Origin of the sequence: Halopseudomonas sp. (assembly GCF_036961105.1) — a bacterium.
Lineage (GTDB): Bacteria > Pseudomonadota > Gammaproteobacteria > Pseudomonadales > Pseudomonadaceae > Halopseudomonas.
Genome location: NZ_JBALWW010000002.1, coordinates 230,466 through 255,350 on the forward strand (window position 1 = coordinate 230,466; position 24,885 = coordinate 255,350).

General features: G+C 59.0%; 21 protein-coding genes. 3 read left to right on the plus strand and 18 right to left on the minus strand.

The features are described 5' to 3' along the window. Window positions 1–110 precede the first annotated feature (110 nt). Window positions 111–977: an AraC family transcriptional regulator gene (locus V7756_RS03855; RefSeq protein WP_335608952.1), complete on the plus strand. Its 867-nt coding sequence runs from the start codon at window positions 111–113 to the stop codon at window positions 975–977. Between the two features lie 109 nt (window positions 978–1,086). On the opposite strand, the gene V7756_RS03860 is transcribed toward V7756_RS03855, so the two are convergent. The 10 genes from V7756_RS03860 to V7756_RS03905 form a co-directional block, all read right to left on the minus strand. After that, a complete protein-coding gene (locus tag V7756_RS03860) occupies window positions 1,087–1,485 on the minus strand; it encodes a nuclear transport factor 2 family protein (RefSeq protein ID WP_335608833.1) in 399 nt (132 codons plus the stop codon). A gap of 89 nt (window positions 1,486–1,574) precedes the next feature. Beyond that, window positions 1,575–3,386, minus strand: coding sequence for an ABCB family ABC transporter ATP-binding protein/permease (locus tag V7756_RS03865; RefSeq protein WP_335608834.1), 1,812 nt, complete (start codon window positions 3,384–3,386; stop codon window positions 1,575–1,577). Window positions 3,387–3,559: 173 nt separating this feature from the next. Next, window positions 3,560–4,915 carry a hypothetical protein gene (locus V7756_RS03870; RefSeq protein WP_335608835.1) on the minus strand — a complete coding sequence of 452 codons (1,356 nt, stop codon included), beginning with the start codon at window positions 4,913–4,915 and terminating at the stop codon, window positions 3,560–3,562. A 163-nt stretch (window positions 4,916–5,078) separates the two neighbouring features. After that, entirely contained in the window at window positions 5,079–8,192 is a 3,114-nt protein-coding gene (locus tag V7756_RS03875) for an efflux RND transporter permease subunit (protein ID WP_335608836.1), read from the minus strand. A 10-nt stretch (window positions 8,193–8,202) separates the two neighbouring features. Beyond that, window positions 8,203–9,279: an efflux RND transporter periplasmic adaptor subunit gene (locus V7756_RS03880; protein ID WP_335608837.1), complete on the minus strand. Its 1,077-nt coding sequence runs from the start codon at window positions 9,277–9,279 to the stop codon at window positions 8,203–8,205. A gap of 59 nt (window positions 9,280–9,338) precedes the next feature. Further along, on the minus strand, window positions 9,339–10,121 hold the full coding sequence (locus tag V7756_RS03885) for a dienelactone hydrolase family protein (protein ID WP_335608838.1): 783 nt from the start codon (window positions 10,119–10,121) through the stop codon (window positions 9,339–9,341). 137 nt (window positions 10,122–10,258) lie between these two features. Next, window positions 10,259–12,163: a molecular chaperone HtpG gene (gene htpG, locus V7756_RS03890; protein WP_335608839.1), complete on the minus strand. Its 1,905-nt coding sequence runs from the start codon at window positions 12,161–12,163 to the stop codon at window positions 10,259–10,261. A 216-nt stretch (window positions 12,164–12,379) separates the two neighbouring features. Beyond that, entirely contained in the window at window positions 12,380–13,348 is a 969-nt protein-coding gene (locus V7756_RS03895; protein ID WP_335608840.1) for a hypothetical protein, read from the minus strand. Window positions 13,349–13,373: 25 nt separating this feature from the next. Next, the gene (locus V7756_RS03900) at window positions 13,374–13,820 is read right to left on the minus strand and encodes a PaaI family thioesterase (protein ID WP_335608953.1); all 447 of its coding nucleotides are present in this window, start codon (window positions 13,818–13,820) and stop codon (window positions 13,374–13,376) included. 20 nt (window positions 13,821–13,840) lie between these two features. After that, window positions 13,841–14,308 carry a PaaI family thioesterase gene (locus tag V7756_RS03905; RefSeq protein WP_335608841.1) on the minus strand — a complete coding sequence of 156 codons (468 nt, stop codon included), beginning with the start codon at window positions 14,306–14,308 and terminating at the stop codon, window positions 13,841–13,843. Between the two features lie 160 nt (window positions 14,309–14,468). Here V7756_RS03905 and V7756_RS03910 point away from each other — a divergent pair, with 160 nt between their 5' ends. Further along, complete coding sequence (locus V7756_RS03910; RefSeq protein ID WP_335608842.1) at window positions 14,469–14,654, plus strand: hypothetical protein; 186 nt, start codon at window positions 14,469–14,471, stop codon at window positions 14,652–14,654. A gap of 53 nt (window positions 14,655–14,707) precedes the next feature. Beyond that, window positions 14,708–15,061 (plus strand): hypothetical protein, encoded by a 354-nt coding sequence (locus V7756_RS03915; RefSeq protein ID WP_335608843.1) that lies wholly within the window; start codon window positions 14,708–14,710, stop codon window positions 15,059–15,061. A 164-nt stretch (window positions 15,062–15,225) separates the two neighbouring features. Here V7756_RS03915 and V7756_RS03920 read toward each other — a convergent pair whose 3' ends face one another. From V7756_RS03920 to odhB, 8 genes are all read right to left on the minus strand, one after another. Further along, on the minus strand, window positions 15,226–15,621 hold the full coding sequence (locus V7756_RS03920) for an MAPEG family protein (RefSeq protein WP_335608844.1): 396 nt from the start codon (window positions 15,619–15,621) through the stop codon (window positions 15,226–15,228). Then, complete coding sequence (locus tag V7756_RS03925) at window positions 15,618–16,364, minus strand: DUF599 domain-containing protein (protein WP_335608845.1); 747 nt, start codon at window positions 16,362–16,364, stop codon at window positions 15,618–15,620. Before V7756_RS03925 ends, V7756_RS03920 begins: the two co-directional genes overlap by 4 nt. Window positions 16,365–16,416: 52 nt before the next feature. Next, window positions 16,417–17,733 carry a branched-chain amino acid transport system II carrier protein gene (brnQ, locus tag V7756_RS03930; RefSeq protein WP_335608846.1) on the minus strand — a complete coding sequence of 439 codons (1,317 nt, stop codon included), beginning with the start codon at window positions 17,731–17,733 and terminating at the stop codon, window positions 16,417–16,419. Between the two features lie 71 nt (window positions 17,734–17,804). Next, window positions 17,805–19,598 carry a hypothetical protein gene (locus V7756_RS03935; RefSeq protein WP_335608847.1) on the minus strand — a complete coding sequence of 598 codons (1,794 nt, stop codon included), beginning with the start codon at window positions 19,596–19,598 and terminating at the stop codon, window positions 17,805–17,807. 158 nt (window positions 19,599–19,756) lie between these two features. Continuing rightward, complete coding sequence (sucD, locus tag V7756_RS03940; protein WP_092283133.1) at window positions 19,757–20,638, minus strand: succinate--CoA ligase subunit alpha; 882 nt, start codon at window positions 20,636–20,638, stop codon at window positions 19,757–19,759. Continuing rightward, complete coding sequence (gene sucC / locus V7756_RS03945) at window positions 20,638–21,804, minus strand: ADP-forming succinate--CoA ligase subunit beta (protein WP_335608848.1); 1,167 nt, start codon at window positions 21,802–21,804, stop codon at window positions 20,638–20,640. Before sucC ends, sucD begins: the two co-directional genes overlap by 1 nt. A 291-nt stretch (window positions 21,805–22,095) precedes the next feature. Next, complete coding sequence (lpdA, locus tag V7756_RS03950) at window positions 22,096–23,532, minus strand: dihydrolipoyl dehydrogenase (RefSeq protein ID WP_335608849.1); 1,437 nt, start codon at window positions 23,530–23,532, stop codon at window positions 22,096–22,098. 98 nt (window positions 23,533–23,630) lie between these two features. Next, window positions 23,631–24,863, minus strand: coding sequence for a 2-oxoglutarate dehydrogenase complex dihydrolipoyllysine-residue succinyltransferase (odhB, locus tag V7756_RS03955; RefSeq protein WP_335608850.1), 1,233 nt, complete (start codon window positions 24,861–24,863; stop codon window positions 23,631–23,633). Window positions 24,864–24,885: the final 22 nt, after the last annotated feature.

The following is a 24,885-nucleotide window of genomic DNA, read 5'->3' on the forward strand; positions in this document are numbered from 1 at the left end:
TACTGACCCCGACCGGAGGTCAGGCGTACTAGCCGGTATGAGTAAATGAGTGGCGACATCTGCTGAATGAGCCCTGAACGTAAAGAACGCCCATATTAGCCTTGCACGCAGTGTCCATCTCAATAAAAATAGACATTAACTTTATCAATAAGGACAGAATAGCCGATATGGGCTATGCCTCCCCCGCAGATGGCGGCCATCATCTTGACCTGGGTAGTACGCCGACCGCCGAGCTGGCGGTCAGCGGTGTTGCCGTCTGCTATCCGCAAGGCCATGTCGTTCCCACGCACCAGCACTGCAGCGGACACCTGATCTACGCAGATCAAGGGCTGCTGCGGGTCGAAGCCGAGACCGGCCAGTGGCTGGTGCCTCCCACCTCTGCCGTGTGGCTGCGCCCACAGGTGCCACACCGGCTAGTGGTCCCAGTCGCGTTGCAAGCCCATGGGATTTTCGTGCGCGAGGATGTCTGCGCCAACTTGCCGCTGACGGACTGTGTTATGCAAGTGTCCGGATTGGCCCGGGAACTCATTGTGAAGCTAACGTCCTTGGACGCCGCAGCGCCATTCTCGCGCCATGCTTATCTGCTGGGAGAGTTGCTGATTGAAGAACTGCGCGCGACGCCGCCGCGGCCCTTTCATCTACCCTGGCCCGAGCACCCGCAGATACGGGACGTCTGCCAACGACTGACAGATGACCCGGGGCATATCGGCACAACCGAAGACTGGGCCAACAGGCTAGCCATCAGCGCAAAGACCTTCCAACGCCGCTTTCTGAAGAGTACCGGCATGACCTTCGGCAGATGGCGCCAACAACTGCGCCTGATGTCGTCACTGAGCTTGCTGATACAAGGTACGCCCATCACACAAGTTGCTTTGGCAAGCGGTTACGACAGCCACAGCGCTTATACGACGGCGTTCAGGAGGCAATTCGGTCAGTCGCCCTCTGCCTTTCTGAGCAGCAGCGCCCAAGCCAAGTGAGCGCGAGCCAGTCCGGAAAGAGTCAAGAAGTAACTAGATTTGGATACCGCAGTAGGCAAGGGGGAATGCAAGCACTCCAGCGACAGAATGCTTCCACCTCCTTCACAGATCAGCCCTTGGGCTTCATCGCCTCCAGCATCCGCCCCATGGCCGCATGAATGGCGTTGACCGCTTTCAACGGCCGCACCATGACCTTGAAGTCGATGATCTGCCCGGCGTCGTTCCACTGAATCATGTCGACGCCGTTGATGATGATGCCGTCGATTTCGGTCTGAAACTCCAGCACCGCGTTGTTGCCGTCGATCACTTCGCGCAGGTATTTGAAGTGGCCGGGCGCGTTCAGCGTTTGCATGGCGGCGGCCAGATAGAGTTTGGTGATGTGCTTGCCCACCTGCGGGGTGTGCACTACGGGCGAGTGGAACACCACATCCTCAGCCAGCAGTTTGTCCAGCCCGTTGGCGTCCAGATTCTCGACGATGTGGTGCCACTGTTCGATTACGCTACTCATGCCGTGCTCCTGTCTGGTCTTGTTGTTCTGAGTCTGGCTCATTCTTGAGCCTGTTCGGCCTGACGGGCAAGGGAGATTCAGCGGCTGAATCAGGCGTCAAGCGGATCAGACTGTTCGCCGTATGGGTCTGCACGTTGCTGATCGGCCCACAAGCGGGCGTAGGCGCCGTTGTGCATAAGCAGCTCAGCGTGGGTGCCCTGCTCCACCACCCTGCCCTGATCCAGCACCAGAATGCGCTCGGCGTGTACGATGGTCGAGAGCCGATGGGCAATCGCCAAGGTGGTGCGCTTGCTGGCAACCAGGTTCAGGGCATCGAGGATGCGCCTTTCGGCGTAGCTGTCGAGCGACGAGGTCGCCTCGTCCAGGATCAGGATAGGCGGGTCCTTGAGCAGCACGCGGGCGATGGCGATGCGCTGTTTCTCACCACCGGAAAGTTTCAGGCCGCGCTCGCCGACCGGCGTCTCCAACTGTTGTGGCAGACCGCGTACAAAGTCTTCCAGCTGCGCCAACCGCAATACTCGCCAGATATCCTCTTCGCTCGCGCCCGGCGCCCCATAAGCCACGTTGTAACCGATACTGGCGTTGAACAGCACGGTATCTTGCGGAACCACACCTATGGCCTGGCGCAGGCTGTGCTGGGTCAGGGTGCGCACATCCTGGCCGTCGATTTGGATGCTGCCTGCCGCCACGTCGTAGAAGCGAAACAGCAAACGCGCCAGGGTGGACTTGCCGGCGCCGCTGGGTCCGACCACGGCCAGCGTATGCCCGGCGGGAATACTGAAACTGACGTCCTGCAGTATGGGCCGCGCGGGATCATAGGCATGCGCCACCTGCTTGAACGCCACGCCACCACCGTTCAGTTGCAGCGGCACGGCATCAGCGGCGTCCACAACCTTGGCTGGCGCATCCAACAGGCCGAACAGCCGCTCGATATTGGTCAGCGCCTCGCGGATTTCACGGTAAATGAAACCCAGAAAATTCAGCGGCACAAACAGCTGGATCATGTAGGCGTTGATCATCACCAGTTCGCCTACCGTCATGCTGCCAGCACTCACTTCCCCTGCGGCCATGAACATCAGCAGCGTTACCGCAGCCGCGATAATCAGCGCCTGGCCGGAGTTGAGCGCAACCAGCGACAGACGGTTTTTCATCCGCGCCGCTTCCCAGCTTTGCAGGTTGCTGTCGTATTGCTGCGCTTCAAAACCCTCGTTACCGAAATACTTGACCGTCTCGAAGTTGAGCAAGCTATCGATGGCGCGGGTATTGGACAGGTTGTCCAACTGATTGCTTTCGCGCACAAAGCGGTTGCGCCACTCGGTACACCAGATGGAAAACCCGCAATACAACACCACAGCGCCCAGCACCGCCAGCGCGTACCAGACGCTGAAGTTGACCAGCAGAATGACGGTGATCAGACCAATTTCAATCAGCGTCGGCAGTATGTTGAACACCATGAAGCGCAGCAGAAAACTGATGCCCGTAGTGCCCCGCTCAATGTCCCGCGCCAGCCCGCCGGTACGCCGCGACAGGTGGAAGCCCAGATCAAGCCGGTGCAGATGCTCGAATACGCGCAGGGAAATGCGCCGCATGGCGCGCTCGGCCACGCGGGCAAATACGGCATCGCGCAGCTCACCAAAAAAGACGGAGGAAAAACGCACTATGCCGTAAGCCGCCAGCAACGCCACGGGCACCAGTATCAGGGCGTCGGTAGCCGAATCGAAGTGATCCACGATCAGCTTCAGCAACCATGGCACCGTGACGCCAGCCAGCTTGGCCACCATCATGCACAGCATGGCCAGCAGCACCCGGCCGCGAAACTCGGTCAGGTAAGGCAAGAGGCTGAGGATGATTCGCCAGTTGGTGGGGCCGGAGGCGTATTGGTTATCGGAACGGGGGCGCATGATTAGCGGACTCGGCTGGAAGCTGGAAGCTGGAAGCTGGAAGCTGGAAGCTGGAAGCTGGAAGCTGGAAGCTCGGCAGTGTGGTTACGCCGGATACCCTGGTCAAGTATCCCGGCGCATTACTGACTATATTCCAGCACTCGTTTTCAACCTCCAGCCGCCGTGAAGCGGCTTTAGTCCTCGTGCGGTATTGGGTCGCTGTTGCGATCCCAGCCCACCATCAGCACTGTGGCGACAACACCCAACGCCAGACCGGTCCAGGGATCGAAGAAGGCCAGGCCCGCACCGATCAGCAGCACGGTACCGCGCGAGGTGTTGTTGCGCGGGATCGACATGGCCACATAGGCGCAGGCAAAGGCCGTGAGCATCAACGTAAGTGCCAGCGCGACGTACAGCAAAGGTTGCAGCCCGGTGAGCAGCGGCTTGAGGAAAAACAACAGCGGGATGCCCATCATGTAGTAGCTGATCAAACCGCTGTGCAGGCTGTCCATGCTGGCTTTGCCCTGCGCCCAGCGCTGCACGATGATCACCTGCACACCGGTCCACATGGCGCCCTGGGTCGGGAAGAAGGGCGCGAACATGCCCAGCAGGCCGTTGCGGATGCCCACCGACAGATGCGTGCGGGTAGGGTTGATGTCAATGTGCTCGTCGTTGCGCTTGGTCATGCCGTCACGAATCACCTCGTTACCGGTGACGATATCGCCAAACAGGATAACGTAGGTAATCACGGCCAGAGGAATGGCCTGCACAAACATCTCTACGCTGGGCCAGCCAATGGCAAAGGGCGACATCTTGGCGAAGGCGTCTGCCACCGGCGGAAACAGAATGCCCCACTGCAGGTTGTAGTCGATCTCGCCGACGAGGGGGCCAACCAGCGCGGCGACAAAGAAGCCCGGCAACAGGCCAAGCGCAGCAATGAGTGCGATCGCCCTGGATTTTTCCTTGAGCTTTTGCAGCGGGAGCGAGAACGAAAAAATCAGACACACGCCACAAGCCAGAATGATGCTGACCGGCTGGTGCGAGATGATCGAGGGGCTACTTTCATCGCCCACAAATACCCGGTAGACCGCGGCGATGGCCGCCCCGAGAATGATGCCGGCTTTCAGCGTATCGGGTAGCCAGATGACAAACTTTTTCCCCAGGCCGGTAATGCCCAGCAAGATGAGCAACACCGCAAAGTTCAGCGATAGTGCCGTCATGGCCTGGAACCGACTGACCGGGTCTTCATAGCCGGTGAGCACGAAGGTCAGTACCAGCGGCAGCGCCGGCGTGATCCAGCCCGGGGCGTAGGGTTCGCCGAAAAAGATCAGCGCCGAGCCAATCAGAATGGAGTGAATCATCGACACGGCGATGGCTTCTTCAAAGCTCAAGCCAAAAGCGCCGGTCATGATGGGAACCAGGGCCAGACCGGTAGCAGCCGCTACAAAGAAACCCTGCAGCGCTTCCTGCCAGTGGAAGCGGGTGTGATAAAAGGGCAACCGAAAGGTAAAGGGGCCCCAGCGCCAGCCGGGCTGTTCAGGTCGAGACATTGCATTCTCCGGGTCGATGATTGTTGTTTTTGTTATTGGCAGTCGGGCCGCCTGTGTAACGCATTATGCCGGTGTAAAACCCTCTACGTCAGGCATTTGCACGGCTATCACTCAAAACTATGGCGCCTGTGCCGGCATACTTATGACGTTGCGCTAGACTGGCTCAGTCGGCGCGTGAATGGCTACCCTGCTCTGCCGCCAAGCGCTGGGCAGTGGCCTGGGGTGAGCCGGTACCGCGGGCCAGAAAACTGTATAAAACCGGGATCACGAACAACGTCAGCAACATCGACATGCTCACACCCGAGATCACCACAATACCGATCACGGCGCGGGTTTCTGCGCCAGCGCCAAATGCCAGTACCAGGGGTATCGCACCCGCTACCGTAGTTACGCCAGTCATCAGAATCGGGCGCAGGCGCAGCACGCTGGCCTCGGTCAACGCCAGATCAAAGTCCATGCCTTCATCTCGCAACTGGTTGGCAAATTCGACAATCAGGATGCCGTTCTTGGCGGCCAGGCCAATCAGCATCACCAGTCCGATCTGACTGTAGAGATTAAGGCTGTTGCCGGTCACCCAAAGTCCCAGTAACGCTCCGCCAATAGCCATGGGCACACCCAGCATGATGATAAAGGGATGCACAAAACTTTCGAACTGGCCGGCCAGCACCAGAAATACCACCAGCAGACCCAGAATAAAGATAAACAGCATGGAGCTGCCGGCGTTGCGCAGATCCAGTGAGTCGCCCTTGTAATCGAGCACCAGCGTTTCCGGCAACAGTTCCCGCGCCATCTGTTCGACCTTCTCGAGCGCGGCGCCGAGCGGGACACCGTCCACCAGAGAAGCGCTGATGGTAATGGCGCGGGCGCGGTTGTAACGGTTCAGCGTAGTGGAGCCAGCCTGATCACGTAGACTGATAAGGTTGGACAGAGGGATAAGTTCGCTACTGGTATCGGAGCGTACGTAAATGTTCTCCAGCGCAGCAGGACTACGCTGACTGGCACGCTCGCCCTCCAGAATAACGTCATATTCTTCACCGTCGTCGATGTAGGTAGTGACGCGTCTGGAGCCAAACATGGTTTCCAGCGTACGACCCACCACGCTGACGTTGACGCCCAGGTCTGCAGCGCGGTCGTAGTCGATATCAACCTGCAGTTGTGGCTGGTTTTCCTTGTAGTCGGTATCGATGTTTTCCAGCCCCGGATTGTCCTGCTGGATGCGTGCGAGCAGCAGGTCTCGCCATTGGGCCAGTTCGTCATAACTTCCTGCCCCACCGATAACCAACTGAAACGGTTGCAACTGCTGCCCGCCAAACCCCTGCCGCATGATGGGAATGACTCGCACACCGGTCAGATCGGCCATGTCAGCCTGCACGTTCTGCATGATTTCCCAACCGGAGCGGCGCCGCTCCCAGTCATCCAGTACCACTATCACCATGCCGGTATTGAAGGTGGTTACCCCGCCGAAGGAGCGTGGCGCGCGTACCAGCATGCGGGTGACCTCACCCTGGTCGACATAGCGGGCCATGCGCGCTTCAATTTCGCTCATGTAGTGGTTCATGTATTCAAAGGTCGCGCCCTCGGGACCATTGACGATGATGAAGAACGCACCGCGGTCTTCACGCGGGGTATATTCGGTCGGCAGCGTCTGAAACAGCCAGCCGGTGCCGCCAGCCAGCAGTATAAAGACCACCAGCGCCACCCAGCGCAGACGCAGGACAGCCGACAGCATGCGGCGATAGATCTTCCGGCTGAGCTGCAGCACGTGCTCCACCAGACGGCTGAGCCGACCTTCGTCATGCGGTTTGAGCACCTTGGCTGCCAGCACGGGCGACAAGGTCAGCGCTACGAAACTGGAGAAGGCCACCGCTGCGGCCATGGTCAGCGCGAACTCGGAGAACAGGCGACCCACGTCGCCCTTCAAAAAAGCGATGGGGACAAACACGGCAATCAGTACCAGGGTGGTCGACACCACCGCGAACGCCACCTGCCGGGTACCGTAAAACGCTGCTACCAAGGGCGTTTCACCCAGCTCGTCGATTCGCCTGCGCACGTTTTCCAGCACGATAATGGCATCGTCCACCACCAGACCTATCGCCAGCACCAGTGCCAGCAGGGTAAGCAGGTTGACGGTGAAGCCGAACAGCGACAAGGCGATAAAAGTAGCCATGATCGACACCGGCAGCGTCACCGCCGGGACCAGGATTGCCCGCGGACTGCCGAGAAAGATAAAAATCGCGACCACCACCAGTATCAGCGCTATAACCAAGGTGCTGTAGACCTCCTTGACCGCGCCTTCGATAAAGACGGCGCTGTCATAGCTGGGGAGAATCTCCATGCCTTCGGGCAATGTCGGGTTGAGTTCCGCCACCAGTTGCTTGGACGCGCGCGACACCTCCAGCGTGTTGGCGGTAGATTGCCGCGTCAGGCCAACACCCACCATGGGCACGCCATTGCCGCGGAATAAGTTGCGACTCTCCTCCGTGCCGCGCTCAACCCGCGCGACCTCGCCCAGGCGCACCAGGTAATTGTTGTCGCCACGCGCCACGACCAGACGATTGAACTGCTCGGCATTGCTGAAGGCGCGCGTTACCCGCACGGTGAATTGTCGGTTGATTGACTCAACCGAGCCAGCCGGCAACTCTACGTTCTCGCGGCGCAGCGCCTGCTCCACGTCCTCGGTGGTCAGATTGCGCGCCGCCAATGCCTCAGCATCCAGCCACACACGCATGGCGAAGCGTTGTGAGCCGCCCACCCGTACCCGCGCCACGCCGTCGAGAGTCGAGAAGCGATCCACCAGATAGCGCTCGGCGTAGTCGGTCAGTTCGGGCAGGGACAAGCGATCACTGGTCAGATTCCACCAGACGATGACATCTTCGTTGGCGTCGAGCTTTTGTACCTCGGGGGGCTCGGCTTCGACAGGCAGATTGCCAGCGGCGCTGGAGACGCGATCACGTATGTCATTGGCGGCTTCATTGATATCCTTGTCGATGGCAAAGCGCACGGTGATCTGCGAGCGACCGTCTTCGCTTTGTGCCTCGATAAACTCGATGCCTTCGATACCCGCTATGCGCTCCTCGATCACCTGGGTGATCTGCGAATCAACCACACTCGATGAAGCGCCAACATAGTTGGTTTCAATAGTCACAACCGGGGGATCGATGTCCGGGTACTCGCGCAGCGGCAGCTCGTTAAACGCGACCAGACCAAAGACCACCAGTAAAACGGAAAGAACCGTCGCAAATACCGGACGCAGCACTGCCGTGTCGGAAAGAATCATCGCTCGCGCCTCAAGGTGACGCAGGCGCGCTGAGCGCCGAACGAACCGGGTCGCCCGCCGCCACTTCGGCTTTTATCCGCACCGCCTGACCGGAAGCGATGCGAAAGCCGCCATGGGTCACCACGCGGTCACCCAGTTGCAGTCCGGAGACGATTTCAACTACGCCCGGCAGCCGCTCACCGATTTCCACCCGCACACGTTGTGCATGGGGAGCTTCGACGGGCCCTTCCAGACGCATGACAAACTGCTTGTCAGCCGAGGGCAACAGCGCTTCTTCGGGAATGACCAGCGTCTGGCGCGGCGCACTGGCCACATTGACGCTCATCAGCATGCCGGAGCGCAGGATACGCCCCGGGTTGTCCAGGTGCGCCCGCACCAGGATGGCACGGGTGACAGGGTCCACTCGATTGTCCAGCGACACTACGGCGCCGCTGAAGGTCTGCCCAGGAAACGCGCTGGCCGTTGCCAGTACGCCCAGACCGGGCCGCAGTTGCCCCATGCGCGTTTCCGGGATACTGAAATCCAGCTTCATCAGGCTGTCATCCAGCAGCGTGGCCACCGGTGTGCCCGGCGACAACAAGCTACCCACGCTCACCTGCCGCAGCCCCACCACGCCGGCAAAGGGTGCCTTGATCAGACGGTCTGCCAGGCGCGCTTCCACCGCACCCAGCCTGGCCTGCGCCAATTCGAATTCGCGCTGACGCAGATCAAGCTCCTGAGACGAAACAAAGCCTTTGTCGACCAGTTGCCTGGACCGCTGTAACTGGCGCTCGGCATCATCCTGAGCAACTCTGGCCTCGTCCAGTTCAGCCAGTTGTTCATTGTTAGTGAGCTCAACCAGCACCTGCCCGGCCTGGACCCGCTGACCATCATCGAAATTAATGCGCGAAATGATTGCTGAAATCGGGCTTGCCAGTTGCGCCGTTTCCTTGGCCTGCAACGTGCCCAGGGCGTGGATGTCACTGTTGAGGGTTCGCTCTTCGACTGACGCCACTATGACCGGAAAACGGGCTTCCTGCGCCGCAACCAGCGTAGGAAGCAGGCTTATTACCAGCGCCGCCAAAAATCCTTTCTCTTTTACAAACATCAAGTTACCCACCGGCGTTCATGTCATCCCTGAATTGATGGCGCTGTCACGCTATTCAATCAGGGCTTGAGCACCTCATTGAAAAACTGCCGCATGGCGCCAAAGGCCCGTTTCGCCACCACCGGGTGATACTCGGCCTTGCCTGCCATTTTGGCGTAGGGATCGGAGAACGAGTGCACCGCCCCGCCATAGCTGATCAGTTGCCAGTCGACGTCGGCCGTGCGCATTTCTTCTTCAAAGGCGCTGACCTGCTCGGGGGGTACAAAAGGATCATCGGCGCCGTGCAGTACCAGCACCGGCATCTTGATAGCCTGGGCGTCTTTCGGGTCTGGCGTATCAAGGTTGCCGTGGAAGGAGACCACGCCCTGAATCTCGGTACCCGAACGAGCCAGTTCCAGCACGGTGCCTCCGCCAAAGCAGAAACCAATGGCAACCAGATTGTCGGTCTGCAAGGGCATCTTGGCGGCTTGTTGGCGCAGCACATCCAAGGCCGCATTGACGCGGTGGCGCATCAGCGGCCGGTCTGAGCGAACCTTGGTTGCTGCCGCGCCGGCCTCATCGGCATTGGCCGGACGAATATCCTTGCCATACATGTCGGCGACAAAGACCACATAATCAGAGCCGGCTACCTTGGCGGCTTTCTCTGCGGCCTGCTCGGTAACGCCCATCCAGTTGGGTACCATGAGCACGCCAGGGCGAGGTTCGGCGATGCTGTCATCAAATACCAGCATCCCTTCATAGGCTTCGCCGTCGATCTCATAGGCCACACTCTGCACGGTCATCTCGGCCTGCGCCATGCTGGCCAGCCCGGTCATTACCAGTGTGCTCAGGGTCTTTTTCATCTGCCATCTCCTTTCAGCATCCGCGAGAAAGACCCAAGCATAACCCCATACGCATAAAAAATGCCTGCTTACGCAGGCATCATTCGTAACATTGTCTGTGGCAACTGGCGGCTACCCGCCAGTTGCCTTTCAGCCGCTTAGCGGCTGAGCTCAACCAGCAAGCTGTTGAGCCGGCGCACATAGGCAGCCGGGTCCTGAAGGGACTCCCCTGCGGCCAGTGCGGCCTGATCGAACAGAATCCGGCTGAGGTCGCCAAAGCGCGCCTCGTCCTGCTCGGCGTCCAGCTTGTCGAGCAGCGGATGGCTGGTATTGATCTCCAGAATCGGCTTGCTCTCCGGTGCCTTCTGGCCGGTGGCTTCCAGAATCTTGCGCATCTGCAGGCCCATATCATCTTCATTGATCACCAGCACGGCCGGCGAGTCGGTCAGACGGTGGGAAACGCGCACTTCCTGCAGTTCATCCTTGAGCACATCCTGAATGCGCTTGACCAGATCGGCCTTGGCTTCGGCCTGCTTTTCCTGCTCCTGCTTGTCTTCTTCGCCCTCAAGCTTGCCCAGATCCAGATCGCCGCGGGCGATATCGACAAACTGCTTGCCGTTATATTCCGTCAGATGGCTCATCAGCCACTCGTCGATACGGTCGGTCAGCAGCAGTACTTCGATGCCCTTCTTGCGGAAAATTTCCAGGTGCGGGCTGTTCTTGACCTGGTTGTAACGCTCACCGGTGAGGTAGTAGATCTTGTCCTGACCTTCAACCATGCGCTCGAGGTAGGCATCCAGGCTGACCACTTCACTGTCATCGTTCTGCTGGGTGGAGGCAAAGCGCAGCAGGCTAGCGATCTTCTCGCGATTGGCGAAATCTTCAGCCGGCCCTTCCTTCAAGACGCTGCCGAAGGCCTTCCAGAAGGTGGCGTACTGCTCCGGCTCGTTTTTGGCCAGTTTGCCCAGCATGTCGAGCGTGCGCTTGGTCAGCGCCGATTTCATGCTGTCGATCGCCGGATCTTTCTGCAGGATCTCACGCGAGACGTTGAGCGACAGGTCGTTTGAGTCCACGACGCCCTTGATGAAGCGCAGGTAGAGCGGCAGGAACTGCTCGGCGTCGTCCATGATGAACACGCGCTGCACATACAGCTTGAGGCCACGCGGCGCTTCACGCTGATACAAATCAAAGGGCGCACGGCCCGGCACGTACAGCAGACTGGTGTATTCCAGCTTGCCTTCGACCTTGTTGTGGCTCCAGCTCAGCGGGTTCTCGAAGTCATGTGCCACATGCTTGTAGAACTCCTGGTACTCCTCGTCCTTGACCTCGGTACGCGAACGGGTCCAGAGCGCGCTGGCGCGGTTGACGCTTTCCCACTCGGGCTCGGTGGGCTTGTCGGCCTCATCTCCGTGGTGCTGCTTGGGCAGTTCGATGGGCAGGGAAATGTGGTCGGAATACTTGGTGATAACGTTGCGCAGGCGGAAGCCATCGGCAAACTCGGATTCAGCACTCTTGAGGTGCAGCACAATGCGGGTGCCACGCTCAGGCTTTTCGACATTTGCGATGCTGAACTCGCCCTCGCCCGCCGATTCCCAATGGACGCCTTCGGCAGCGCTCAGACCGGCGCGACGGGTAAACACCTCAACCTTGTCGGCAACGATAAAGGCACTGTAGAAGCCCACGCCGAACTGGCCGATCAGGCTGGCGTCTTTCTTCTGGTCGCCGGTCAGCTGCTGCATGAAGGCAGCGGTGCCGGATTTGGCGATGGTACCCAGGTGGTCGATCACTTCCTGACGCGACATGCCGATGCCGTTGTCTTCGATGGTCAGGGTGTTGGCCTTCTCATCGGAGCTGATGCGAATGCGCAGGTCGGGCTGATCTTCCAGCAACTCGGGGTTGGCGATCGCTTCAAAACGCAGTTTATCTGATGCGTCGGATGCGTTGGAAACCAGCTCGCGGAGGAAGATCTCCTTGTTCGAATACATCGAATGGATCATGAGATGCAGCAGTTGCTTCACCTCAGTCTGGAACCCGAGCGTTTCCTTTTGGCTTTCCACGGTCATGTCGAATTGTCTCCATAGCGTTCGATTGAAACGTGGCCCTACCGAATAGATAGGACCGGCAATGGAGAGGATTTGGGGGCGGTGATTTTTTTTTCAAGGTCTGCACCAGCGCGGAGCATAAATTGATCGCTACGCTGGACGCGCAAGCCAAACTGGCCACCACAGTCCAGCGGCTACCCACCGCTCAAACAGAGTAAGGCTTGCGTCTGCATCCGATCACTGACGAGGACGCGCTTGCAGCCGTTGTATGTCCACCGGATGAAACTGGAAGTCGACCTGATTGGCGCCCTGCGGCAGTGCCAGCACCACGCGTTTGTCATCAGTAACGGCAGTGAGAGTGCCGGCAAACTCCTTGCCTGAGGTCGTTGTCAGTCGCACGGCCTGCCCCACATACATCTGCGGCTCATCCAGCAGCGCCAGTATGCTGACTTCCTGCCAGGTGCGGGAAGGCTCCGGCGCGGGTGCCGGTTCAGGCGCAGGCCGTGGTTCAGGTACCGCAGCGGATTTCCCCAACCACTGCGGTTGGCCGTCGATCACCACCACGCCAGTCAGACGGGTACCGAATTCTGACGGCAGATGCAGATGCACCACCATTTCGGTTTGCCCTGGTCCTTGAGCTGCCAGCGCCAGGCTCATACTGTAGCCGCCATCGAGTCGGCGCAAGCCAGGTTGCTCAAGAGCGCCGGTGTACCATTGCAGGACCAACTCAGGCCAGGGACCCGTATCGCCGGGCAAAAGATCTATGGCGGTGCCCTGCAGCAAGGCTTCAGCACGGTCGAATTTAACTACCAGAGAACGGCGTATACGCTCCCCCGCCTTCTCTGCAAAAATCAGATGTTTACCCTGCCAACGCACATCATTGGGCACAAAGGGTTGCTGCATGAGTGTACCGCTCAAGGCGCTGTCGCTCGGCTGCGTGACCCAACTACCGGAGATCAACTGATCGAACTGCTCTGGCTGCTCCCGATACAACAGGGCTACACCTGCTGCGCTAATCAAAATTCCTGTGAGCAGTAGCAGGCGAGCCGGCCGCGAGTAACCCTTTCTCCGCAACAGCAGGGTAAGCATCGGCAACGCGAGCGCCACTACAAAAAGCCCCACGGGCAACCGGCGGCTGGTGACTGCCAACCATACCCAGGCGCACAGAAAAACGACCGCGCCACCCAGTATCAACAAGGCCTCCATGTCTTTGCACTACTCCCGTTGGCTGCTAATCGAGCTTGAAATGCGCCCTGGCGGTGGCTATCGGCTCCTTGGAGCGCGTTTGCCAGGCCGTGATCGCCACATTGCCCACGCGCCGGCCCTGGCGCCAGACCTGGCAAGTGGCATAGGTATCACGGTACAGCCCGGCCCGCAGGTAATCTACCGAGAAGTCGATGATTTTGGGAAATACCGCACTGTTCATGAAAATCATCAGATGCAGCATGGCCGATTGTTCCATGAAACCGGCAATCACGCCGCCGTGCAAGGCAGGCAATACCGGGTTGCCGATATTGTCTTCCGACTTGGGCAGGCGGAATACGGCCTCATCACCCAGGCGGGTCACTTCCATGCCGATCATGCTGGCGTAGGGGATCAACTCGACCAGCGGGCTGTAATCTCCGCTCTGGTGCGAGCTGGCCACCACCTGCTGAACTTTCAGTTCATCCAGGCTCATGGCTGTGAGTTCGTTCGGACTCATGGCTGGCCTCCATCGACCTTGCCGCTCAACTCGCTCTGCTTTGCCGGCTTGCCCATGCGCATGAAGGTACCCACCACATGCGCTATGGGTTGCTCACGGTCATCCTGATAGGCAATACCCCGGGTAAAGATCACCGTAGGGGTAACCCGATAACACTCGGCAAATCCGAAGATGGGCTGACCGGGCTTGGCGGGCCGCATGTAGTCGATGCGCAGATCAAGAGTGGGGCATATCTCGAAACTCGGCAGATAACAGACGGTAGAAATGCCGCAGCAGGTGTCCATCAGGGTAGTGATGGCGCCACCATGAATCAGTCCGGTTACCGGGTTGCCCACTATCTTGTCACTGTACGGCAACTTGATGATCAGCCCATTCTCATCAGCCTGTTCAACGCTCATGCCAAGGTGTTGGCAATGCCGCAGCACCGATAGGAAATTCTGCGCTCGCTCTAGAATACCGCTCATCTGTTCTTCCGCATCCATACCGCCCGTGGCAGCCTGTATTTATAAGAAGAGCATAGTACCCAGATCACAGTTTCGACTCCAGAACACAGAATCAACGGAACTTCGGTTAACCGCGGTGGCCTATATGCCTGACATTCAATCATCTGTATGGAGAATTACGATGAAGAAATTAGCCGCAGCAGCTATCTTGATGGCGGGCATGGGTTTGTTGGCAGGTTGCCAGGATGAGCCGGAAGACAAGATGGAAGACGCAGCAGACTCCATGTCTGACGCCGTAGACAACTTGGGTGAGGCTACCGAGGACACCGGTGAAGCCATCGAACAGAAAGCCCAAGAAGCGCAGTAATCGATAAAAACCATTATAAAGATGAGCCTGTTTTCATCTTCAAGGAGATTCAGATGAAAAAACTGTTTGCAGCTGCGATGCTGGTCAGTGCCGTAGGCCTGGTAGCAGGTTGTCAGGACGAGCCGGAAGACAAGATGGAGCGCGCCGAAGAAAACGTCTCCGAAGCGGTCGATAATCTGGGCGAAGCCGCGGAAGAAGCTGGCGCTGCCACCGAGCAGAAAGCTCGTGAAATGACCAACAATGAGCAGACCACTGGCGAAGTGATGGAAGAGAAGATGGACGCCGCTGGCGAGAACATCGAAGACGCCTACGACACTTCAGCTGACTACGTCGAAGACAAAAGCGAAGCCGTCAAGGACGCTGCCGTAGAATCCAAGGAAGATCTGGAACGCGCTATGGAAGAGTAATTGATTGATCGACCGGGGGCACGCCATTGGCGTGCCCTTTCCTTGCACAACATTCCTTGCATAATCCCGCTACGATTGACCTCGCAGGCCTCTTCAGACTATTGGTCCCGCGCTCAGCAATCGCCTTACCCCGCCCTACTCCGAACCTGCGCTACCGCCACTGTTCAACGCAGCGCCGGCAGCACCAGCATGATCAGACAACTGACAAAGCCTATACCCCATACCAGACTGCGCAGGGTTGAGCGATCAGCCAGATACAACAAGGTATAGAGCACCCGCGCAACAATAAATACCGCAGCCAGCACGTTGGCCAGCATGCCGATGCTTCCAGACACCTGTACCACCAGCACGGCTGCGGCAAACAGGGGGAACGCCTCGAACATGTTAGCGTGCGCCGCCATCGCCCGCGCGCCCCATCCAGTCAACGCGTTCTGCTGGGCACGCGGATGGGAATTGTCGTAGCCCTTCTCGTCACTGCGGGCCATTGCAATGGCAACCGGCACCTTGGTGAAAACCAGCAGCAGGGCCGCGAAAAACAGACACCATAGGGGAAAACTCATTCAACCTTCTCCTGATTCACTGCAGTGGGCACCGGCGCCGGGCTGAACATCATGATATTCAGCACATCCGAACGAAACTCGCGTCGGTACAGTACCACCACCACTCCGGCCGTGGTGATGATAAACAACAGCGGATTGATGAACCAGGTCAGGGTACCCAGCGCAAAGTAATACGCCCGCAACCCCAGGTTGAACTCATTACCCGCCATGGAAATGACCCGCGCCATGCGCTCGGCGTACGCATTCTTCTCCGCCTCGGTTACGTTTTTTTCACCTAACAGCGGAGCCGAGCCAAGTAGTACCGAGGCAAAATTGTACTGCCGCAGACCCCAGGAGAAGGTGAAAAAGGCATAAACGAAGATGGTGATCAGCACCAGCAACTTGAGCTCGGAGATTTCCCGGCTGACATGCGCCACGAAGGGCAACTCGTGCAACAGGTTCTGGGCCCGGTCGGTAGCGCCCAGCACAGTAATCAAGCCAGCCAGAATCAGCAACGTGCTGGAGGCGAAGAAAGACGTGTTGCGCTCGAGGTTACCGATCACACTGGCATCTGACATGCGTTGCTCACGCAGCAGCAGACGGTTCATCCAGTCACGTCGATACAAGTGCAGGACACTGGCCAGGCAGGCGGTATCGCGCCCCTTATGCTGTGCGTAATAGGTATAGCCTACCCAGCAAAACAGAAACCAGCTGATGGCCAGCAAGTTGACCCAAAGACTACCCGCATCCGGAAAAGACAGCATTTATTCTCCCTGCGTTCATTGAAAAAATCGGTCTTTGCAACGCACCGCGGTATCATTCTGCGCTGCGCCTTAAACGTCCATGGCGCAGATACTCCACCAGTATAGCCAGCATAAGCGTGATCAAGACCGGCATCAGCCAGCCAAGGCTCTGATCTGCCAGCGGCAAGGCATCCAGCCAGCCACCCTCTGTGGCCATAAAGCCCGCAGCCTTGAGGCCGTCGACCACACCGAATACCAGCGTGACCAGCATCACCGGTCGCAGAACATTCTGCGGTCTGGCCCAGCTGTGGCCCACCAGACTCAGGCATACCAGCACAATCGCCAGCGGGTACAAGCCAACCAGTACCGGAATGGACACCTGAATCAGCGAATCGAGCCCCTGATTGGCCACCAGCATGCTGAACCCGCCCAGCAACCAAACCACCTGAGCGTAACGCACCGGTAGCAGCTTGCTGAAGAACTCTCCGCAGGCGGTCAACAACCCTACTGCCGTGGTCATGCAGGCAAGAATGATGACGACCGCCAACAAGAGGCTACCGGCGGTGCCAAAACGGAACTGCACATAGGCTGCCAGTATGTCGCCGCCATTGGCCTGCGCGTCTACCAGCTCGCTGCTGGTGGACCCAAGATAGAACAGCGCCAGATAAACCAGCGACAGCCCCAGCGCCGCAATCAGGGCCGCCACTACCGTATATCTGGTAATCAGACGCTCGGTACTGATGCCGCGGTCACGAATGGCTGTGGTGATCACGATGCCGAACACCAGAGCGCCCAATGTATCCATGGTCAGATAGCCCTGCACAAAGCCCTTGAGCATTGCGCCCTCGCGGTAGGCCGCACTGGCAGCGGCCATCTCGCCGGCCGGAAACAGCACCGCTGCCGCCCCCAGCAGCGCCAGCCCAAGCAGCAGGATTGGCGTTATGAACATACCCACACGTTGCACCAACTGACCCGGTTTCAGCGCCAGAAAGATCACCGCAGCGAAATACAGCACGCTGTAGCAAAGCAGCGTTTGCCAGCTGTCTTGCACGAAGGGCACGACACCCAGCTCGTAAGACACCACCGTCGTGCGCGGCGTGGCAAACAAGGGCCCGATGGCCAGATACACAGCTACGCTCAACAACAGGCCAGGCCAACGCCCCAGTGGCGTGGTCAATTCAGCCAGGCCACCACCGACCCGCGCGAGCGCGATCAGCGTCAACAACGGCAAGCCAACCGCCGTCAGCATGAAGCCCAGGGCGGTTGGCAACATGTGCTCACCTGCGGCCAGACCGGCACTCGGCGGGAAGATGACGTTACCCGCGCCGAGGAACAGCGCAAAAGTCATAAAGCCAAGGGCCAGCAGGTCAAACGCTTTCAATGTTTTCATCAGTTTTCAGTTACCTGTTCGCTGCACGAGTACCACGTCCATGCGCCTCGAACGCATTCATTATTACCGGCTCAGTCGCAGTCAGTCTGTTCCCAGAGCACGGTGGTGATTCGTCTGCCGTTTATCGACAGATCTTTGCGCGCCTTCGGCACCAGTTCGATCTCACCGGCAACCACCGCGTCAAACAGCGTAGCGGCATCCAGCCCCGCAGCACCGCAGTCGCCACCCAAATCGATATTGCCGGCCTGTCGCCAATCGCCATTGACCGAGCCTTGCCACAACATGCCATGTGGGTAGGCCGCAGCATTGCGACTGAGCAGTAGATAGCGCATCGGCCCGTTGTCGCTGAGCTGCAGTTGCCAAATCAGGCAGGCATTGCCGGCGTTTGGATCAGCAACGCAACCAGCCAGGTCAGGAGTTTCGGCCAAGGTTTCCAGCAACCCGGACGGTGCGACAACGCCAGCAGGAAATACCGGCAAGCTACTGATGATGGCCAATAGGGCCTCACCGGGAGAGTCGTCGGCACGCTCCAGCGCGTCGCGCGCGAGGGCGGCGCGTACCGCCGCAGCACTGCCCGGATCGTCGGTCTGCTTGGCCAGCCGGAGCAGCGCCGCGGTGCCAAAGCGACCGCCGTCACGGGCCAGAAAACGCACCAGCCCCGCGTTGTCCAGCTCAGGCTCCGCCAGGCGTGCCATCTGACCGGCAACGCTGATGCGCCGCGGATCAAGCGGACCGCCGAGCATCAGCAGGATGCCAAGCACCACCACCCCAGCGGCGCAGGCACTGGTTACCCGCAACCAGGGAGATGTAGCGCCGCGCGCCGACTTCAGTGCATGCAGCAGATAACCCATCACCATGACCGCCAACACCAGATTGACGAACATGGCCCAGATACGGGCCGGCGTGAGCCCATACTGCTCCACCCGCAGCCCCAGCGCGTAGCCCGCGACAGCCACCATTGGCAGCAATGCCAGTGCGCCGGCGAGCATCATCCAGCCAACCCAGCGAGGCGGCGCAGTGTCATCAGCCGCCTGCACGCTGAGAATCAGCAACAACAGATTCAGCGTCACAAACCACAACAGCAGGTTGGCAGCGTGCCCGGTCGCCAGCAGCGTAGTCACGCCCTGCAGCAGCCAACTGAGTACGAAACCCACGCTCAGCGCCACCGCGAGCGGATAGAGCCAGCCGCACAAACGTCCCGCATGCGCAGTGAGATAATCAGAAACACTGTGACTGCGTACCGCCAGCGATACGCCGTGCGAGAACACCAGCACACTGAGCGGAATCGAAAACCAACTGCGCTCGATCAACTCCTGGAGGAACACCAGACCGATCAAGTCAAATAGCGCCGAGGCCGACAGCAACACCGCCCAGAACAGCCCCAGCACCAGCGCTGCCTGCATCAGCAACTGGGCGTTCTGCTGCAGCGCTTGCATCCACTGCGGGTATTCCATGCGCACTCCACGCCGATACAGCGCCAGCGCCGGGACCAGCAGGAATAACGCCAGGCCGAGGATCAGCGCCGGCATCAGATAATCGCCCGGATGGTCCGGAGACCAGTCCGCGCCCAGTACCGCGCCATTGACGGCCAGGCCGCTGACGGTCAAGCCCTGATACAGGCCGATCGCCGAGGCCAGCAAGGCAACGGCAAAGCTGATCAACCAGCGCCGTACCGTGAGCGCGCGGCTGGCACAGTAAAATCCGAAGGGAAAAAACAGCATGAGCATGAACAGCGGTATGAAGGCAGCAGCGTGCGTTGCCGGCCACACAGCTCGGTCAGCCGCCTCATACAAACCGTAGGCAAGCACTGCCTGAAAACCGCCTACCATCAGATGCAGGCTGTTGATGCGGTCAAACCCCGGCATCATTGGATCCTTATGGGTTGCTTTGCCGTGGCAAACAATGGGTGTTTGCTGGTTATAGCTCAGTTGGCGTCAGGCTGCCCTGCCGCCGAAATAGGATACGGGAAAAACAAAACCCCGCCTTGGCGGGGTTTTGCTCAGCATCTGACGGAATCAGATGTTTACTTCATGGCCCAACCGGTCAGCTCGGACAGTGCCTTGCCGATGTCGGCCAGCGAACGCACGGTCTTCACACCGGCGTCTTCCAGCGCGGCAAACTTCTCGTCGGCAGTACCCTTGCCGCCGGAGATGATCGCGCCCGCGTGGCCCATGCGTTTGCCTGCCGGAGCAGTCACACCCGCAATGTAGGACACAACCGGCTTGCTGACGTTGGCCTTGATGTAGGCAGCGGCTTCTTCTTCCGCGCTACCGCCGATCTCGCCGATCATGACGATGGCTTCGGTCGCCGGATCCTTCTCGAACATTTCCAGAATGTCGATGAAGTTGGAACCCGGAATCGGGTCACCGCCGATACCAACACAGGAAGACTGACCAAAACCGGCGTCAGTGGTCTGCTTGACCGCTTCATAGGTCAGGGTGCCGGAACGGGAAACGATACCGACCTTGCCTGGCAGGTGAATGTGACCGGGCATGATGCCGATCTTGCACTCGCCGGGGGTGATTACGCCGGGGCAGTTGGGGCCGATCAGGCGTACGCCCAGCTCGTCGCAACGTACCTTGGCGTCCAGCATGTCCAGGGTAGGAATGCCTTCGGTGATGCACACGATCAGCTTGATGCCGCCGTTGGCTGCTTCCAGGATGGAATCCTTGCAGAACGGCGCGGGCACGTAGATCACGCTGGCGTCAGCGCCAGTGGCTTCTACCGCTTCACGTACGGTGTTGAAAACCGGCAGGCCCAGGTGCGTGGTGCCACCTTTGCCCGGGGTAACGCCGCCGACCATCTTGGTGCCGTAGGCGATAGCCTGTTCGGAGTGCATGGTGCCCTGCGAGCCGGTGAAGCCTTGGCAGATTACCTTGGTGTCTTTGTTGATCAGGATGCTCATTATTTACCCTCCGCGGCCTTGACGACTTGCTGGGCAGCGTCGGTCAGACTGGTTGCAGCGATGATGTTCAGGCCACTTTCGGCCAGTACCTTGGCGCCGAGATCGGCGTTGTTGCCTTCAAGGCGAACGACCACAGGGACTTTGACGCCCACTTCCTTCACCGCGCCGATGATGCCTTCGGCAATCATGTCGCAGCGAACGATACCACCGAAGATGTTGACCAGAACCGCAGCGACGTTGGAGTCGGACAGAATGATCTTGAAGGCTTCGGTCACGCGCTCTTTGGTCGCGCCGCCGCCCACATCCAGGAAGTTGGCAGGCTTGCCACCGTTCAGGTTGACGATGTCCATGGTACCCATGGCCAGACCGGCACCGTTGACCATGCAACCGATGTTGCCTTCAAGGGCAACGTAGTTCAGTTCGAACTTGGCAGCGTGGGCTTCACGCGGGTCATCCTGAGACGGGTCGTGCATGGCGCGCAGCTTGGGCTGGCGGTACATGGCGTTGCCGTCGATGTTGATCTTGGCATCCAGGCAGTGCAGGTTGCCGTCTTCCTTGATCACCAGCGGGTTGATTTCCAGCAGTGCCAGATCGTAGTCGGCAAACAGCTTGCCCAGGCCTACGAAGATGTTGGTGAACTGCTTGATCTGATCGCCCTTCAAACCCAACTGGAAAGCCAGATCGCGGCCCTGGTATGGCTGCGGGCCAACCAGCGGATCGATAGTTGCCTTGAGGATCTTCTCGGGCGTTTCTTCAGCCACTTTCTCGATTTCAACACCGCCTTCGGTGGAGGCCATGAAAACGATGCGACGAGTGGAGCGATCGACTACGGCGCCCAGATACAGCTCTTGAGCGATATCAGTGCAGGATTCAACCAGAATCTTGCTGACCGGCTGACCGCTGGCATCAGTTTGGTAAGTTACCAAACGCTGACCCAGCCACTTCTCGGCGAAGGCTTTGGCTTCTTCCTTGCTCTTGATCAGCTTTACGCCACCAGCCTTGCCGCGACCGCCCGCGTGAACCTGCGCCTTGACGACCCACATGTCGCCGCCAATCTTGTCACAGGCTTCTGCCGCTTCTTCCGGAGTGTCAACAGCAAAGCCCTTGGATACTGGAAGACCGTATTCAGCGAACAGCTGCTTCCCCTGATATTCGTGAAGATTCATGCTTATCTACCGTTTTGATCGTGTAGGAATTACTTTCTAGCCGCCACTCTGCGAGTTGCCGCCACCGATGCCGTCCTGCCGGAAGCCTGTCAGCCCGAACATGGTAAACACTGCTTACCACTCTAGGGTTACATTTTGTAACCGCTGGCGCCCTGAGGGCCTCGGGAACACCTGTTTCCAGCCAGGTTGGCTGACCACCTCGTTGTGGCCTGACCGATCACTCGGTCAAAGTTGTTCTTTGCGCAAGACCGGAGGGTCACTGCGTAACCGTCCGGTCTCTGGGTCGCTATATTAACGCTTCTTGCGGTTGGCGATGTGAATCGCGTGACCATTGACCGCCAAAGCAGCTTCGTGAAGCGCTTCGGAAAGCGTGGGGTGAGAGAACACCATCATGCCCAGGTCTTCAGCACTGGTGCCGAATTCCATGGCAATCGCGCCCTGCTGCACCAGTTCGGCTGCGCTTGGCCCGATAACGTGAACGCCCAACACGCGGTCGGTCTTGGCGTCGGCAATCATCTTGACCATGCCGCCGGTATCGTTGGCGGCCACAGCACGGCCGCTGGCCGCGAACGGAAACACACCCACGTTGTACTCGACGCCTTCGGCCTTGAGCTGCTTCTCGTTCTTGCCGACCCAGGCGATTTCCGGATGGGTGTAAATCACCGAGGGGACCAGGTCGTAGTTCATCGCCGCCTTGTGGCCGGCGATGCGCTCGGCAACCATCACGCCCTCTTCCGAGGACTTGTGGGCCAGCATTGGGCCACGCACCATGTCGCCCACAGCATAAACGCCGGGTACGCTGGTAGCGCAGTAATCATCAACAAACACCATGCCGCGCTCGTCCAGATCGACACCGCAATCGGAGGCCAGCAGATTTTCGGTGTAAGGACGACGGCCAACCGCGACAATCAGCTTGTCAAAGGTCAGCTGCTGCTCGCCTTCAGAGTCGGAGAAGGAAACCACCACCTGCTTGCGCTTGATTTCGGTGCCGGTGACGCGGGCGCCCAGACGCACCTGCAGACCCTGCTTGGTGAAGGTCTTGAGCGCTTCCTTGGCCACCTGCTCGTCGGCCAGGCCGAGGAAGGTATCAAGGGCTTCAAAAACCACGACTTCAGCCCCCAGACGACGCCATACCGAACCCAGCTCCAAGCCAATCACACCCGCGCCGATAACGCCCAGCTTCTTGGGTACGGCGGTGAAGTCGAGCGCGCCGGTAGAATCAACGATAATGTCGTCGGTCAGGGGTGCTGGCGGAATGTTGATCGGCACAGAGCCCGAAGCGAGAATGACATTCTCTGCATCGATGACGCTGGTAGAGCCATCCGGTGCCGTCACTTCCACCTTCTTGCCGGCCAGCAACTTGCCGTGACCTTCAATGCTGGTCACGCCGTTGGCCTTGAACAGAGTGGAAACACCGCCGGTAAACTGCTTGACGATCTTGTCCTTGCGCTCGACCATCGCCGGAACATCCATATTGATGCCCTTAATGTCGATGCCATGAATCTTGAAGCCCTCTTTGGCTTCGTGATACTTCCAGGTGCTGTCCAGCAGGGCCTTGGAAGGAATACAACCGACGTTGAGGCAAGTGCCGCCGAGCGCCTGCTTGCCATCCTTGCCTACATACTTTTCGATACAGGCGGTTTTCAAACCCAGCTGCGCAGCGCGGATAGCCGCGACATAGCCGCCGGGACCTGCACCAATAACTACCACATCGTATTTCTGACTCATAACCAAATCCTCTGTTGGCAGCAATAATCCGAAGGCTGCTCAACACACCGGAGGTGTCGAGCAGCGTCTAGTGTTGCCGCTGAAAGCGTGCAGCCGTATCAGACGTCCAGAATCAGGCGCGCCGGATCTTCCAGCAATTCCTTGATGGCGACCAGGAAGCTCACCGCTTCCTTGCCGTCGATCAGGCGGTGATCGTAGGACAGCGCCAGGTACATCATCGGCAGAATCACCACCTGGCCGTTCTCGGCCATCGGGCGCTCCTGGATCTTGTGCATGCCAAGAATGGCGGCCTGCGGCGGATTGACAATGGGAGAAGACAACAGGGAGCCGAAAACGCCGCCGTTGGAAATGGTGAAGGTACCACCGGTCATTTCTTCCATGGTCAACTTGCCGTCGCGCGCCTTGCGTCCGTAGTCGGCAATGGTGCCTTCGATCTGGGCCAGACCCATGTGCTCGGTGTTGCGCAGAATCGGCACAACCAGACCACGATCGCTGGATACCGCTACACCGATGTCCTGATAGCCGTGATAAACAACGTCGTTGCCATCGATCGAAGCGTTGACCGCCGGGTAGCGCTTGAGCGCTTCGGTAGCCGCCTTGACGAAGAAGGACATGAAGCCCAGACGCACGCCGTCGTGCTTCTTCTCGAACAGGTCCTTGTACTTCTTGCGCAGATCCATGATCGGTTTCATGTTGACTTCATTGAAGGTAGTCAACATCGCCATGCTGGACTGAGCATCCACCAGACGCTCGGCGATACGGGCGCGCAGACGGGTCATGGGAACGCGTTTCTCGACGCGATCACCCTCGCCCAGCGCCACGCTCGCAGCCGGAGCAGCAGCGGCCGGCTTGGCAGCGGGCGCAGCGGCAGGTGCATTCTTCTTGGCTTCTACGGCGTTGAGTACATCTTCCTTGGTGACGCGACCGCCCTTGCCGGTACCGGTAATGTCGGCAGCAGCCAGACCGTTCTCTTCAGCCAGCTTGCGCGCAGCGGGAGACAGCATGGGCTCTTCGGCAGACTCAGTGGCAGCAGGTGCAGCCTCGGCCTTGGCTTCAGCGGGTTTGGCAGCTGGTGCCGAAGCCGAAGCGGCTTCTCCGTCTTTCAGACTACCCAGCACTTCACCACTGAGTACGGTGTCGCCTTCGGCCTTGGCGATATCGCCCATCACGCCGTCAGCTTCGGCCAATACTTCCAGCACCACCTTGTCGGTTTCGATGTCGACGAGCAGGTCGTCACGCTTTACCGCATCGCCCGGTTGCTTGTGCCAGGTAGCGACGGTGCCGTCGGCAACCGATTCCGGAAAAGTAGGGGCCTTGATTTCAATAGCCATTGTCGATCCTTATAAATTCTCT